General features: G+C 67.6%; 12 protein-coding genes. 3 read left to right on the top strand and 9 right to left on the bottom strand.

Annotated features, from left to right (window positions below):
* Positions 1–38 precede the first annotated feature (38 nt).
* The 3 genes from M3I56_RS04300 to M3I56_RS04290 are packed head-to-tail and all read right to left on the bottom strand — an operon-like array spanning position 39 to position 5910.
* The gene (locus M3I56_RS04300) at positions 39–1625 is read right to left on the bottom strand and encodes an efflux transporter outer membrane subunit (protein WP_254352706.1); all 1587 of its coding nucleotides are present in this window, start codon (positions 1623–1625) and stop codon (positions 39–41) included.
* Entirely contained in the window at positions 1622–4777 is a 3156-nt protein-coding gene (locus tag M3I56_RS04295; protein WP_302056660.1) for an efflux RND transporter permease subunit, read from the bottom strand. The genes M3I56_RS04300 and M3I56_RS04295 overlap by 4 nt, the downstream gene beginning before the upstream one ends.
* Positions 4774–5910: an efflux RND transporter periplasmic adaptor subunit gene (locus M3I56_RS04290; protein ID WP_254352705.1), complete on the bottom strand. Its 1137-nt coding sequence runs from the start codon at positions 5908–5910 to the stop codon at positions 4774–4776. Before M3I56_RS04290 ends, M3I56_RS04295 begins: the two co-directional genes overlap by 4 nt.
* Positions 5911–6163: 253 nt before the next feature.
* Here M3I56_RS04290 and M3I56_RS04285 point away from each other — a divergent pair, with 253 nt between their 5' ends.
* The gene (locus tag M3I56_RS04285) at positions 6164–6781 is read left to right on the top strand and encodes a TetR/AcrR family transcriptional regulator (RefSeq protein WP_254352704.1); all 618 of its coding nucleotides are present in this window, start codon (positions 6164–6166) and stop codon (positions 6779–6781) included.
* 34 nt (positions 6782–6815) lie between these two features.
* On the opposite strand, the gene M3I56_RS04280 is transcribed toward M3I56_RS04285, so the two are convergent.
* The 6 genes from M3I56_RS04280 to M3I56_RS04255 all read right to left on the bottom strand — a co-directional run bounded on the left by M3I56_RS04280 (position 6816) and on the right by M3I56_RS04255 (position 13277).
* Entirely contained in the window at positions 6816–7046 is a 231-nt protein-coding gene (locus M3I56_RS04280; protein ID WP_254337638.1) for a DUF2795 domain-containing protein, read from the bottom strand.
* A 243-nt stretch (positions 7047–7289) separates the two neighbouring features.
* A complete protein-coding gene (locus M3I56_RS04275; protein WP_254352703.1) occupies positions 7290–7562 on the bottom strand; it encodes a hypothetical protein in 273 nt (90 codons plus the stop codon).
* A 245-nt stretch (positions 7563–7807) separates the two neighbouring features.
* Positions 7808–9166, bottom strand: a complete 1359-nt coding sequence (locus M3I56_RS04270; protein WP_254352702.1) for a C45 family peptidase — start codon at positions 9164–9166, stop codon at positions 7808–7810.
* Between the two features lie 151 nt (positions 9167–9317).
* Positions 9318–11063, bottom strand: a complete 1746-nt coding sequence (locus M3I56_RS04265) for a ClcB-like voltage-gated chloride channel protein (RefSeq protein ID WP_254352701.1) — start codon at positions 11061–11063, stop codon at positions 9318–9320.
* Positions 11064–11222: 159 nt separating this feature from the next.
* Positions 11223–11957: a glutathione S-transferase gene (locus tag M3I56_RS04260; RefSeq protein ID WP_254352700.1), complete on the bottom strand. Its 735-nt coding sequence runs from the start codon at positions 11955–11957 to the stop codon at positions 11223–11225.
* A 246-nt stretch (positions 11958–12203) separates the two neighbouring features.
* Positions 12204–13277, bottom strand: coding sequence for a YeiH family protein (locus M3I56_RS04255; RefSeq protein ID WP_254352699.1), 1074 nt, complete (start codon positions 13275–13277; stop codon positions 12204–12206).
* 145 nt (positions 13278–13422) lie between these two features.
* On the opposite strand from M3I56_RS04255, the gene M3I56_RS04250 reads away from it, so the two are divergent.
* A complete protein-coding gene (locus tag M3I56_RS04250; protein ID WP_254352698.1) occupies positions 13423–14343 on the top strand; it encodes a LysR family transcriptional regulator in 921 nt (306 codons plus the stop codon).
* Positions 14344–14500: 157 nt separating this feature from the next.
* Entirely contained in the window at positions 14501–15298 is a 798-nt protein-coding gene (locus M3I56_RS04245) for a TIM barrel protein (protein ID WP_254352697.1), read from the top strand.
* Positions 15299–15300 lie beyond the last annotated feature (2 nt).

Below are 15300 nucleotides of genomic sequence, written 5' to 3'. Positions count from 1 at the left end.
GATCATGGTACGCCGAGGCGCCCGGAAAACCGCGTGTGTCACTTGCCTTGCGCGGCTCCAGCGTCCGATGCGGGCGCGGCGGCGGCAGCGGCCGTGTCCGCCCCGCGCCCGCTGCCGAGCGTCGCCGGATTGACCGGCGGATTGCCCATCGCCTGTAAGAGCGCGGCCGTATCGGAAAGCCGCGTGCCGCGATAGCGGATTTCATCGAGCCGCGCGTTACGCCATTGCTGCTCGCTTTGGCGCACCGCGTACCACGGCACCGCGCCGAGCTTGTAGCGCGCGTCGGTGTCCTCGTAGACGCCCTGGGCAGTGCGCGCCGAGGTACTGGCCGCGTCGAGAGCCTGGGCGTCGTGATCGAGCGCGGCGAGACGGTCGGCGACATCCTGGAACGCCGTGAGCACCGTTTGCTTATAGGTGTCGTTGGCCGCCTCGTAGGACTGCAACGCCGCGCGCCGCTGCGCGACGAGTGCGCCGCCGTGGAAAATCGGCTGCGAAAGCGAAGCGCCGATCGCCCACAGCGCGCCAGCGCCGGAAGTCACGACCGGCCAGCTGAAGCCGCCCTGGCCGAGCGCCGCCGAAAGCGTGATGCTCGGGTACATCTGCGCAGTCGCGGCGCCGACGCCGGCTGCGGCCGCCTTGAGCGTGGCTTCGGCGGCTTCGATGTCGGGACGGGTTCTCAGGAGTTCCGAAGGGATGACCACGGGCACCTGCGCGGGCAAGGTCAGGCTGGCGAGATCGAGGTCGGGCGGCGCCTGGTCGGGTGTGCGGCCGATCAGCACGGCGAGCGCATGGCGCTGCGCGACCCATTGCTGGCGTAGCCCCGGCAGACTCGCCGCGAGCGACGCCGCGCTCTGCTGCGCACTGAGCAGATCGGTGCGCGAGGCCGAGCCGAGCGCGTAGCGCTTTTGCACGTCGTCAGCCTGCGCATTGGCGAGCGCGATCAGCTCCCCGGTCGCGTCGATCTGCGCATGCAGTGTTGCCGCGCCGAGCGCGCTCGCCACGATGTTCGCCGCGAGCGCGCGCTGCGCAGCCTCGAACTGGAACGCCTGCACGTTCACGCGCGAGGCGAGCGCCGCGTTGTTCAGGCGGGTTGCGCCGAACACGTCGAAGGTGTAGCGAACGTCGATCAAGCCCGCAAAAATCCCGTATTGCAGCTGGTCGATGCCGAACTGCGGGATCGCGGGTTGCTGCTGGCGTTGCGCGATGCCGATGGCGTCGACGGTCGGCAGCAGCGAGCTGCCGATCTGGCCGCGCAACTGCTCGCGCGCGGCTTGCAGGTTGTGGTCGGCGGCGGCGAGGTTCGGGCTGTTGGCGAGGCCCTCGCTCACCAGCGCGTCGAGCGCGTCGGAGCCGTAGAGCGTCCACCATTGCGGCACCGGTTCCGCGCCCGTCACGAACTGCTGCGCGACGCCCTGGGCGGCGACCGTCTGTGCCGGTTGCGCCTGCGCACCGTAGTGCTCGGGCAGCGGCATGGCGGGCGGCTCACCGGTCGGGCCCAGCGCGCAGCCGGCCAGCGCAAGCGCGACGCATGCGGCGAGCAAGCCCGGCGCGAGCGCAAAACGGGTTGCGTGCAAGCGCGTCGTTTCGCGCGCGCCCGACGCCAATGTCGAAGAATCCATCTTCATGATGCCTGTTCCGGCGTCTTGCCGGTCTCGTCAGTCTCGCTGCTGCGCACGCGGAACGCGGCCGCGTAAGCCGCGGGCAGGAAGAACAGCGTGAGCACGGTCGCAATCGTGATGCCGCCCATCAGCGCCGTGGCCATCGGTCCGAAGAAGTTCGAACGCAAGAGCGGAATGAGTGCGAGCACGGCGGCCGCGGCGGTCAGCATGATCGGCCGGAAGCGGCGCACCGTGGCGCCCACCACGGCGTCGAAGCGCTTGTGGCCGGCGCGGATGTCCGTTTCGATCTGGTCCACGAGAATCACCGAGTTGCGCATGATGATCCCGAACATGGCGATCACGCCGAGCATGGCCACGAAGCCGAACGGCTGCCGGAACACGAGCAGGGCGATCACCACGCCGATCAGACCGAGCGGCGCGGTCAACACGACCATCAGCACGCGCGTGAGGCTTTGCAGCTGGATCATGAGCAGCGTGAGCACGGCAATGGCGAGCACCGGCAACTGCGCGAAGATCGACGCCTGGCCCTTCGCGCTTTCCTCCACGGAGCCGCCCACCTCGATGTGGTAGCCGGGCGGCAGCGCGCGCTTGATCGAGTCCAGTTTGCCGTCGAGTGCATGCGTGACGTCGATGCCTTGCGCGCCCGCTCGCACGTCGGACTGCACGGTGATCGTGGGCTGCCGGTCGCGCGACCAGATCACGCCGTACTCCAGATCGTTGGCGAGATGCCCGAGCGCGCCGAGCGGCACCGGGCCGTTGGGTGTGGGCATGGCGAGCGTGAGCAGACGCGCGGGATCGACGCGCTCGGCCGCGGGCGAGCGCAGATCGACGCTGATGAGCTTGTCGCGCTCGCGAAACTGCGTGACGGTATAGCCCGAGTACGTCATCTGCAGGAAGTTGGCGATGTCCTGCGACGAGACATTGAGCGCGCGCGCCTTTTGCTGGTCGATCTGGAAGTGCAGCGAGCGTCCCGCCGGTTCGTCCCAGTCGAAACTGACGTTGTCGGTGCGCGGATCGGCACGCATCGTCGCCGCCACCTTGTTCGCGATGTCGCGCACGGTCGGGATGTCGTCGCCGCTCACGCGGAACTGCACGGGGTAGCCGACCGGCGGCCCGTTCTCGAGCCGCGAGAGACGCGTGCGGATGGCCGGGAACTTGTCGCGCAGCATCGGTTCGAGCCAGCTTGCGAGCTTCTCGCGGTCTTCGACCGACTTCGTCGTGATCACGAACTGCGCAAAATTGGGCTGCTGCAGCTGCTGATCGAGCGGCAGATAAAAACGCGGCGCGCCGGTGCCGACGAAATCGATGAAATGGTCGATCTCGGGGCGACCCTTGATCGCCGCTTCGAGGCGCTTCGTCTGGCGCAGCGTCGCATCGATCGAGGCGCTTTCGGGCAGGCGCACGTCCACAAGCAGTTCGGGCCGATCGGAACTCGGGAAGAACTGCTGCGGCACGAGCTTGAAGCACGCGAGCGCGGCCACGAAAAGCGCGATGGTCAGCACGAGCACGACGGCATGGCGCTCGATGCACCAGCCGATCCAGCCGCGCAGGCGCCGGTAGAACCGCGTGTCGTAGATCTCGTGCTCGTGATCCTCACCGTGCGCGGCGGGCGCCACATCCGGATCGGGCTTGCGCTCCGGCAACAGCCGGTAGCCCAGCAGCGGAATCAGCACCACAGCCGCGAACCACGAGGCGATCAGCGCGATGGCGGACACCTGGAAGATCGAGCGCGTGTACTCGCCGGTGCTCGACCTCGCGAGCACGATGGGCAAGAAGCCCGCAACGGTGACGAGCGTGCCGGTGAGCATCGGGAACGCGGTACTGGTGTAGGCGAATGCGGCGGCGCGCGTGCGGTTCCAGCCCTGCGCGAGCTTCACCGCCATCATCTCGACGGAAATGATGGCGTCGTCCACGAGCAGGCCGAGCGCAAGCACGAGCGTCCCGAGCGAAACCTTGTGCAGACCGATGCCGAAGAGGTACATCGCGAGCGAGGTGACGGCGAGCACGATCGGAATCGTGATGACGACCACCATGCCCGTGCGCACGCCCAGCGAAACGAGGCTCACGAGCAGCACGATGCCCACGGCCTCGGCCACGGCTTCGACGAAGTCGTCCACCGAGCGCGAGACCGCGTCGGGCATGCTCGACACCTCCACGAGCTTCAGGCCCGCAGGAAGTTGCGCGCGCAACTGCTCGACGCGCGCATCGAGCGCCTTGCCGAGGCGGATCACGTCGCCGCCCGGCTGCATCGTGAGGCCGATGCCGAGCACCGCCTGGTTCTGGAAGCGCATTTGCGTGGCGAGTGGCTCGTCGTAGCCGCGCCGGATCGTGGCGATGTCGCCCAGACGAAACGTGCGGTCGTTCACGCGGATCAGCGTATCGGCGATTGAGTTGAGGTCCTCGTACTGACCGCTCGGGCGCACGAACACGCGGTCGTCGGCGGTCGTGAGCGTGCCCGCGGCGGAGACGCTGTTCTGCGCGCCGATCACCTGGCCCAGCTGCGTGGGCGAGATGCCGAGGCGTGTGAGCTGCGTGTTCGGAATCTCGATGTAGATGCGCTGCTGCGGATCGCCGAAATAATCGACCTTGCCGACGTCGGGCACGCGCAGCAGCTGCTCGCGCAGCTTGTCCGCGTAGTCGTGCAGTTGCGCGGGCGAAAAGCCGTCGCCCTCCAGCGCGTAGATGTTGGTGTAGACGTCGCCGAATTCGTCGTTGAAGAACGGCCCTTGCACGCCCTGGGGCAGCGTGTACGCAATGTCGCCGACCTTCTTGCGCACCTGGTACCAGGTCTCGCGCACTTCGCTCACGGGCGCGGAGTCCTTCATCGTGAAGAACACGAGCGATTCGCCGGGCCGCGAATAGCTGCGCAGAAAGTCGATATAAGGCGTTTCCTGAAGCTTGCGGCCGATGCGGGTCGTCACCTGGTCCTCGACCTGGCGCGCGCTCGCGCCGGGCCAGAAGGTCTGGATGACCATCACGCGGAACGTGAAGGGCGGGTCTTCCGATTGCGCGAGACGCGTATAGGCGAGCGCGCCGAAGATCGTTGCCAGCGCAACGAGAAAGGTGACGAGCGCCCGATGCCGAAGCGCCCATGCCGACAGGTTGAAGCGGCCCTCTTCGTGATCGGAGCCGGGACCCGAGCCCGTCATCTGGCTCATGACGCAAAGTCCTCGGGATGCAGCGGCGCCACCGGGCGCACCTGCTCGCCCGCATGGACCGTGTGGACGCCTTGCAGCACGATGCGTTCGCCGTCCTGCAATCCGCCCGCCACGGTGATCGTGCGCGCGTCGTAGCGCGCAATGCTTATGCGCCGCAGCTGCAGCACGTTGTCGGGCGCGTGTATGACCCAGATGGCGGCCGCTTCGCCGTCGTGGAAGAGCGCGGTAGCGGGCACGGTAAACGCGGCCGGCGCATTGGCCTCGCCAGGGGCCGCGAACGCCACGTTGGCGGTCATGCCGAGACGCAGGTCGGCATCGGGATGTTCGAGCGTGAGCCTCGCGCGCCACGTGCGGCTTTGCGGGTCCGCCGCGGCGGCGAGTTCGCGCAGGCGCGCCGTGTAGTGTCGGCCGGGCAGCGCGCCGAGCGTGACCTGCGCGGTGTCGCCGGTGTGCAGCGCGGCCACGGCGCGCTCGGGCAGGTCGCATACGACGTCGACGTCACCGCTCCACGCGAGCTGATAGACAGCCTGGCCGGCCTGTACGTTTTGGCCGGTATCGGCGTTTTCGGCGGTGATGACGCCCGCATGGTCAGCGACGATCTGCGTGTAGCGCAACTGGTTCTTTGCCAGTGCGAGCTGCTGCTGGGCCTGATCGCGCTGGGCCGCGGCCGATGCGTACGCATCTTGCGTCTGTTCGAGCTGCGCGCGGGCGATGAGATTGGCCGCCGACTGGGCCGTGTCGCGATCGAGCTGCTGCTTCGCGAAGACGAGGCGATGTTGCGCGGCGTCGAATTGGGCCTGCGCGCTGGCCGCGTTCTTTTCGAAGTCCGCCGGATCGAGCCGCGCGAGCGTCTGGCCGGGCTTGACGCTGTCGCCGAGGCGCACGCTGCGCTCGATGATCTTGCCGTTCACGCGAAACGAAAGCGGCGTGGCGTTGCGCGCCTCGATATCGCCGGGATAGACGGGGCTCACGCCGCCGCCGTCCGGGTGCACGGTCATCGAGACGACCGGGCGCGGCTGCAGCGGCGCTTCCTTTTGCTTGCCGCAGGCAGCCAGCGCGGCAACGCCGAGCACGAGAAGCACATTCGCAGCACGCCGCCACGGCGCACTGAACTTACCGGTACCACTGCACATCTTGCTCGATGCGCCACGACCGCAACGATTCACCTGGACCTCGATAGGGTGGGTGCGCACGCAGACCGCAAAACCGCCGGGCCGGTTGCGCCGCCGTTGAATCGCGGGCGCGGCGCGGCTCTCGCACCGACCCGGACTTGGGATGATGAACCGGATTCTAATACAACCTTGTATCTGAGTACGAAACTGAATCCGAGGAATGTTTCAGTGCTAGACTCGCGTCAATCCGTGACACATAACGACGCCCCACGCCATGAAGCGCATTCGACTCACCCGCGAACAAAGCCGCGACCAGACGCGCGAGCGTCTGCTCGACGCTGCACAGGCCATGTTCATGAAAAAAGGGGTCGTAGGCGCGAGCGTCGAGGACATCGCGCATGCGGCGGGGTACACGCGCGGCGCGTTCTACTCGAACTTTTCGGGCAAGTCGGACCTGCTCGTGGAATTGTTGAGGCGCGATCACGAAGCCATGCAGACCGACCTGCGCGCGATCTTCGAAACCGAGGTCTCGCGCGAGCAGATGGAGGCGCGCGTGCTCGCCTACTACAGCCGCATGCCGCAGGACAACAAGGTTTTCCTGCTGTGGGTGGAAGCCAGGCTGCTGGCCGCGCGCGACGCGCGCTTTCGCACGCGCTACAACGCATTCATGAAGGAAAAGCGCGAGAGTCTTGCCGTGTACATCGAAGAATTTGCGGCGCGCGTGGGCATGCCGGTGCCGCTCGATCCTGAGTTGCTCGCGCTCGGGCTGATGGGGCTGTGCGATGGGGTGCAGTTTCTCGCCACGGCCGATCCGCAGCACGTCACAACGCCGGTCGTCGAAACCGTGCTGGGGACGTTCTTCGCGCGAGTCGTGTTCGGCCGCGACGCGTGAGCCCAGGAAGCACGCAGCCTGCGACGCGCGCGCTTCAGGCGCCGAGGCCAGGGCCGTAGTTGCTGCCGATCAGCCGCGTAACGGACGCGACGTCCTGATAATCCTGCTCGGGCATGCCGTCGAGGATCGCCAGCACCTCGTTGCTGGCGCCGGCCTCGCGCGCGGCGTCCACCAGTTCGTCCTTGTTGGCGGGCCAGCGCACTTCGCGCAGCACGTCGGCGAATTGCAGGTCGATGGGTTCGTCGGGAATGCGAGAGGCTGACATGCGTGGCGTCCTTTGCGCGGGCGGCCGGCGTTGGCGGTCCGCGTCGTCGTCTCGTTTGTTGTGCGGTTTTTGTTCAGATTGTGTTCGCGCCTGGTTTGCATTGCGGCGCGCAGCGCTAGCGCCGCGCCTCAAGCATACACAATCCGCCTCACACGCCCTCGCGGCGTGCGCACGCGCTGTTCATTTGCCGCCCATGCGCCACTTTTCTTTGCCGCTTGTTCGCAACCGGGGTACCGCTCGGGCTCAGGTCTGTTCGTGCAGATCCGGGCTTAGCGTCTTGTCCAGCCGATGCGACCTGGGCAGCGTGAGGTACTCCCAGTGTTGCCGACCGTTCGCGGTCACGGGCACGTTGGGGGCGGGGGGCGCCACGGGGGCGTCGTAGGCGTGGGACTGTCCACTTGCGAGCGGGATGTGCGCGCTGGCCTGGACGACCGGTGAGTCCTGCGCGGTGCGTACCGGAGCGGCGAAGCAAGACGCCGACAACAGCACGGTGGTCATCAGTGTCGAGGTTTTCATCGCTCGACCTCCTTTCCATGCGGCCTACAGGCCGCAGCAAGCGCCGTACCGCGTCCGCCAGCCTTGGTGGCGGCGCAGGCGGCCGCGCCAGCCGGGGCGGCCCGGCGCGCCGCTACGCAACGGCGCCACAAACCGCCTGGACGGCTCATGTGCGCGAGGCGCATACGGAAATACCATAATGGCAGGAAATGCGCCGACACGTCTCGAACGCGTGTGCTTTTTTCTCGCGCCGCCGTTACGCGGGATTAAGGCGAGGGCCTGCGCAGCGCCTCGAAGCGCGTCCAGGGCCACGACGGGCGGTCGCGCATATAGCCGTTGAGCCAGTTCCATTGCGGGTGGCGCTGCATGAACGCCTGGGCGTCGAACGGGCGGCCGCAAGGATGGCCCCAGCGCGCCCAGAACGACAGATCGCGCGCCATTTCGCTGTCGACCACCTTGCCGTCGTTCGCGCCCCATGGGTTGAACGGCCCGTGGTCCGCGCCGCCGAAGCGCGCGTCGTCGAGTTCGAGATGGCCGCAGATCGTGCGCGAGCACGGGTTGTCGCTGCGCTCGAGGTAGACGTCGTGATGGTCCGCGATCATCGCCTTGGCGAGTTCGGCGTCGATGGCGCCGCGGTGCTCCTGCGCGAGTTGCATGAAGCGCAGGCGGCGCGCGCCGTTGCGGCGGACGTCGGTGTAGTCGTCGGCTTCGCCGGTGCATTCCTGGTTGCGGATCTTCAGGTCCGTGGCCGTGTTAAAACCGCTGTAGAAGCCGTCTTTCGTGCTCTCGAAGCCCGCGTGCTGCAGGCCCAGTTCATAGCGCGCGATCTCGCCCGTTTTGGTGTCGCCGAGAAGCCAGCTGTTCACATAGCCCGCGTTGTTCGCCTGGGCGAACATCTCGCACCATTGCGCTATGCTCGACGCATACTGCGTCGCCCGGCGCGAGCGATAGAACTCGGGGGCGCCGTTCGCGCGGTAACCGATGAAGTTCGAGATGGTCGTCTCCGTCACCATCAGGCCCGCGCCGTTGATCCAGAAGTCGGTGAGGCTCGAAATGCAGCCGGGCAGGCCCTGCATGAGGATGCGGTGCCCCGAGTCGGGCACGATATCGAACACGACGTTGAAGGCGTCGCCGGCCGCGTAGCGGTCCCACGAATTGTGCGCCATGACGATGCGGCCGTCGCGCGTCGCGCTGCCCGTGGCGATGAAGGCGCTGCAGTGGTGGCCGCGCCGCCCGCGCCATGGGCGCACCGCGCCTTGCCCCTGGGACGCCTGCTGCGCTGCGACATGAACCGGCCACCAGCTTTGCAGCAGGTCCATGTAGCCGTTCCAGGCGAGGACTTCGGCGAACTTGAGGCCGGCGCCGTCGGCGATGCCCTGGACCTCGTCGGCGAATTCGGTGTCGAGGCGCGGCGCGAACTGCACAATCGCCGCGTTTATGAAGGTGTCGAAGTCCTCACCCGTGTCCCATTTCGCCAGGTAGCGCGCGGTGCGAATCGCGTTGCGGATTTCGGTGGCTAGCAACTTGCCGTGCTGCTCGCCCCGGTCGTAGGGTTCGCCCTGCAAGTGCACGAATATCCAGCCCGCATGGTCGTGGCGTACGGCTTCGAGTGAGGGTTCGCTCATCTTCGCTCCGGTCATCCCCGCGCCGATTCTCGCTGACTCCTGCGCGCGCGTCGGTACGCAGACGCACCGCGCGGGCCGCGTAGCGGCGTTTCCTTCTAGATTCTAGAAAATCCGCTGCGCTTTGCCACGCGCCTCGCGCGCCGGCCGGGCCCTACCGCTCCGCGTTCATCCGCTGATAGGCGTCGAGGAGCGAAGTCTTATACACCACGCCGGCGAGCGTCGGCTCGCGCGTGCTTTCGACCACCGGCAGGCGTTCGCCCTGGAACGACATGAAGTGCTGCAGGCCGACGGCGAGCGGCATGTCGGGCGTGAGCACGTCGAACGTCGGCTTCAGGTAGTCGCGGGCGTGCCTGTTTGCGGTGTCGCGCTTTTGCAGCAGGTCCGAGGTGATGTCGGCCAGCGCGACCGCGCCGAGAAAGCGCCCCGTCTCGTCGGTCACGTAGAGATACTTGACCGGATATTCGAGGAACACGCGCGTCATCTCCTGCACCGTGGCGCTCTCCAGTACGACAGTCTGCGCGGGGCGCACCAGCTCGCGCATCTGCGTCATGCGCAGGCGCATGCGCTCGGCCTCCTCACGGTTGCGATGCAACGTGATTTCGTACATCGACGCCTTGCCGATCGCGCGCGCGACGAAATACGCAACCACGCACGAGAGCATGAGCGGTAGCACCACCTGGTAGCTCAGCGTCATCTCGAAGATCATCAGGATCGCCATCAGCGGCGCCTGGGTCGCGCCTGCGAGAAACGCGCCCATGCCCACCATCGCGTAGGCGTACGACGCGGAGGTGCCGTCGGGCCAGAGCGTGTGCATGCCCTGGCCGAACAGGCAGCCGAGCACGGCGCCCATGAAGAGTGTCGGCGTGAACACGCCGCCCACGGCGCCCGAGCCGACCGTCGCGGCCGTCGCGATGAGCTTGAAAACGAGCACCGTGGCAAGCGCGGTCCAGGTCCACGGCGAATGCAGGATGGAGTTCACGACGCTATAGCCGTTGCCCCACACCTCGGGCGTCCACACGGAAAGGATACCGACCACGAGGCCGCCGAGCGCGAGCCGCACGGGCAGCGGCGCATTGATGCGGCCAAAGCCCTTTTTCGCGGTGGCCATCATCATGAGGAACTGCGGCGCGAGCACGCCGCACAGGAGGCCGAGCGCCACAAAGAGCAGCACCTCGACACCCGTCACGGGCGGGAACACGGGCATCTCATACGGCGGCTTGTAGCCCGCGAACTCGCGCATGGTGATATTGGCGACCACGGAGGAGACGACGATCGGCCCGAAGCTTTCCATCACGATGGAGCCGAGCACGATTTCGGTCACGAAGAAGGCGCCGGCGATGGGCGCGTTGTACGCCGAGGTGATACCGGCCGCCGCGCCGCACGCGACGAGCAGGCGCAGCCGCGGCGGATCGAAGTGGACCCAGCGACCGATCAGCGAGGCGGCGAGGGCGGCGAGCTGCACCATCGGGCCTTCGCGGCCGATCGAGCCGCCGCTCGCGATCGTGAAGAGCGACGAGAGGCTGCGCCAGATGCTCGTGCCCACCGGCATGACGCCGTCGCCGATCGCCACCGCCTCGATGTAGTCGGCATGGATCGCCTTGCCGCCATTACTGGGCGCCTTGCGTCGCGCGAGCAGCAGCAGGCATCCCGCGATGAAGCCGCCCGCGGCCGGCATCCAGATGCGCCGGTGCCACGGCAGATGGCGCGCCATCTCGACGAGGCTGCCTTCGCTGCCCGTAAAGAGCATTTGCACATGGGCGATGCCCTCGCGAAAGATCACGGTCGCAAACGCGCCCGCCACGCCGACGATGACCGACCAGATCAGCATCGTGTGGGCGTCGGACAGGCGAAAGAGATCGCGGGCGCGGGTGCGCAGTTTCAGCAGGAATGACAGCACGGCGGGCGGGTCAGGTTACGGGTGAAAGGAAGCCGCGCGTGCGCGCGGCGCGACGTGCGGCGGCAAGCATAACGGGTGCAGTGCGGCAACTGCGCGGCAACTGCGCGCCTCGTGCGTGAAACCGGGCGGCGGCGGACGCCTTCCACGGCCCGCGCGCATTCAGCGCACGGCCCGGTCGAGTTCGGGGTAGTGCCGGAAGATGCCCGTTTCGTTGAACGGCAGCCGCCGCTCCGAGGCGAGATAGGCGGCGATATTCGGGCGTTTCGCCACGGCGTCGCACAGCGCAACGACATGCGGATAGTGATCCGCGAAGTGCTTCGTCGCCTTTGGAAACGCATAGTGCAGACCCTCGACGATCTGAAACATCGACAGATCGACATAGCTGGGCGCGTTGCCCACCATGTGGCGCGGGCCGTCCGGATTCTGTGCGAGCACGCGCTCGAAATAACTCATGAATTTCGGAATGCGATGCGCGATGAAATCCGCCGAGCGCGCCTTGGCTGCGTCTTTCTGGTCCTCGTAGTAGAGGCCGCTTGCGATCGGATGATGCGTGTCGTGCGCCTCGGTCACGAGGTCCGCGATCGTGAGCTGCAGGCCGTTCGCGACGATGCGCAAGCCCTCGTCGCGCGGCGCGAGCTTGAGCTTCGGGCCGAGATAGAAAAGGATATTGGCGGTTTGCGGCACGATCAGGTCGCCGTCCTTGAGAAAGGGCGGGGCGTAAGGCGGATACGGCTCGTCGCTCTCCAGTTCGCCCATCATCGCGCCGATGCCGAAGCCGTCCTTCTTCTCGCCACGCGCCACGTCCACGTAGGGCGCCTGCGCCTCCTCCAGCGCGAGCCGCACGAATTCGCCCCGGCCCTGCAGACCGTCCCAGTAATAGAGCTCGTATGCCATCGGTCGTCCCCTTGCGTTCATGGCCGTGCTCGCCACGGCCTGCGCGGCCGCTGCCCACGCAACGGACAGCAACGCACAGTATCGCTCGCAACGGTCGCGCCTGGTACGCGCGTGGCGTGCGCGCGCGAGATGGCGCAAGGGCGCCGCGCGCAGAAACGCAAAAAGCCCCGCCGCAGGCGGGGCCGGTGGCCGGGAGCGCCGGCGCACAGGGGATCGGGTCGGGGCGCGCGGCCCCTGGGCGCCGGGTCATCCGAACAGGCGCTGCACGCCCCAGGTGATCGCGAGACCGCCGCCGACCAGCCAGAGGTAGATGATGAAACCGGCGGTCAGCGCGCGCGGACCGGCCTGGCGGATTTGCGAGACGCGTGTTTCGATGCCGAGCGCCGTCATCGCCATGGTGAGCGCGAAGGTGTCGAGCGTGTTGACCGCGTGGGTGGCCGTTTCGGGCAGCACGTGGAGCGAATTCACGATCACGAGCGCGAGGAAGCCGAGCGCGAACCAGGGCACCGCGAGCTTGCGCGCGCCGCCGTGGCTGGCGTGGCCGTCGGCCGTTGCCTTGCTGCGCGCCGCGCCGTTGAGCCACACGCCGAGCACGAGCAGCACCGGCACGAGCAGCATGACGCGCGTCATCTTGACGATGGTGGCGATGTGCGTGGCCTCGGGGCTCACATTGCTCGCCGCGCCCACCACCTGCGCGACCTCGTGAATCGTGCCGCCGAAGAAGAGCCCGGCGCCCAGCGTATCGAGGTGCAGCCAGCCTGCGCGGAACAGCACCGGGTAGAGGAACATCGAAAGCGTGCCGAACAGCACGACGCTACCCACGGCCATGGCGCTCTTGTGCGGCTTCGATTGCAGCGTGGATTCGAAGGCGAGCACGGCCGCTGCGCCGCAGATCGCGCTGCCGGCCGCGGTGAGAATGGCGGTGTCGCGGTCGAGCTTGAGGAGCTTCATGCCGACCCAGGTGCCGATCACGAGCGTGCTCACGACGATCACGACCGATTCGACGAGCCCCGGCACGCCGACCTGGGCGATTTCCTGCAGGCTCACGCGCAGCCCGAAGAACGCCACGGCGATGCGCAGCAGCTTGCGCGCGGAGAAGTTCACGCCGGCGGCCCAGCTTTCGGGCATGCCGTCGCGCAGCGCATTGCCATAGATCGCGCCCGCGACGATGCCGACGATCAGCGGGCTCATGCCGAGCCCGGCGATGGCGGGCAGCGAAGCGACGCTGGTGACGGCGGCCGCAAAAAGCGCGACGAACAGTACGCCGTTGATCTGCCCGCGGGTGGACGGCGATGCGTGCGCAAGACTGGGTGTAGACATGACGGCCTCTCTACCGGGCGAGCCGGTCGAAAAATGGGGTAGCGAACAGGTCGCTATCGAATGGCCTAATCCTAATTTAGATATATCGATATGAAAAATCGTGATTTGTGAAGTAATATATAGGACAACACGATGGTTTTCCACGATGACCCCGGAACAACTGATAACTTTCGCTGCCGTCGCCGAGCATCTCAATATCAGTCGAGCTGCACTGGCATTGCATTTGTCGCAACCGGCCGTCTCGGGCCAGTTGCGGCTGCTGCAGGAGGAGATCGGCGAGCCGCTGTATCAGCGCGACGGCCGGGGGGTGCGCCTCACGCCCACGGGCGAGCAGCTCGCGGGCTACGCGGCGCGCCTGCGCGACACCTGGCGCGACGCGCTCACCTACCGCGACGCCTTGCGCGGCCTCGAGCGCGGCACGCTGCGCATCGGCGCGACCACCACGCCCGCGAGCTACCGGCTGCCGTATCTGATGGCGCAATTCCACGGCTGCTATCCGCAGGTCAAGCTCGAAACGTCGAGCGGAAATACGACGGACGTCGCGGGCATGCTCGGCGCGGTCGATATCGCGCTGATCGAGGGGCCGGTGGGCGAGCAGTTGCCGCCGGATACCGCCGTGCATCCCTGGCACGAGGACGAAATCGTCGCGATCGTGCCGCGCTCTCACGCGCTGGCGTCGCAGCTCGACGCGCAAGGGGAGGCGGCCGCAGCGATGCCGGCCATTACGGTGGAAGCGCTCGCGCAGTGGCCGCTGGTCCTGCGCGAGGATGGCTCCGGCGTGCGCCAGGTGGTCGAGCGCGCGTTCGCGCGCGCGGGCGTGCCGATGCGCGTGGCGCTGGAGATCGCAGGCGTGGAGGGCGTGAAGGAGGCGGTGCGGGCGGGCATGGGCATCGGTTTCGTTTCGGCCATGTCGATGCGTCATGAGAACGGCGCCTTGCGGCAGATCCGCCTTGGCCCGGAACCGCTCGCGCGGCGCTTCTCGATCCTGGTGCCGCACGCGGGCGCGGCTTCGCGCGTCGCGCAGCGCTTCCTGGAACTGTGTCTCGCCGATGTTCCGGGCGCCTGATCCACCAGACCCAGGGCAATCCAGAATGGCGGCCCGAGCGGCTAGCGCGCACTATCCGCCCTAATCAACCGGCGCGCAGGCGCTTTTTTTCGGGCTGGATTTGGAACCGGTTCCAAGAAGAGCAAAGTGCGCGGCGGCAGGCAACAGGAAGACGGCAATGGCGGAAGTAGCAATCGTGGCAAGCGCGTTCGGCGCGCAGGCAATCAGGCGTGACGGTCACGCGGCATGGAGCCGGCCGGCACGGCGCGCGGGCGCGCAGGCGTTCGAGGTGCGGCGCGAGCTGATGCACGACGCCGACACGCAGCCCGAAGCGCTGCGCGCGCTCGGAACGGCGCTTGCGGACGAGGGTTTGTGGCGCGTGTGGTCCACCCCGGACGCGCTGTATGGCGAGGATGGGGCGCTCGACGAGGCGGCACTTGGCGCCGCTGTCGCCGCGGGACGGGCACTCGGTGCGCGTTTCGTGAAGCTGCAGCTGGGCGGTTTCGCGGGCGACGCCAGCGCGGCGCGCCTCGCGAGCCTGCTCGAAGCACTGGGTGCGCGCACGGGCGACGCCGTTGCAGCGGGCAACGGCCCGCGCGTCGTCGTCGAGAACGGCCAGCTCGAGCAGGGCGGCAAGCTCGACCAGTTCATCGGCCTCTTCAACGCGCTGCGCGATGGCGGTGCGCCGGGCGTGATCGGCATGACATTCGACATCGGCAACTGGCAATGGCCGGGCGAGCCGCCGCTGCTCGCCGCCGCCGCGCTCGCGCCGTACGTCGAATACATCCATTGCAAGGCCGTGGTGGGCGAGGGCGCGCGCCGCTTCGCCGCCGCGCCGGGCGACGACGACACGCTGTGCCGCGCCGCACTCGCGCTGCTGCCGACACACGTCCCGCGCGGCATCGAGTTTCCGTTCGATCCGGCGCGCGTGGACGCCGCCGCCGCGCATTACGTCGAGTGGCTCGCGGCCGCTTGAGC

The organism is Paraburkholderia sp. CNPSo 3281, assembly GCF_024206515.1.
GTDB classification, from domain to species: Bacteria; Pseudomonadota; Gammaproteobacteria; order Burkholderiales; family Burkholderiaceae; genus Paraburkholderia; species Paraburkholderia nodosa.
The sequence above is the reverse complement of the archived record's forward strand: the minus strand, read 5'-3'. Positions and strand labels throughout refer to the sequence as shown.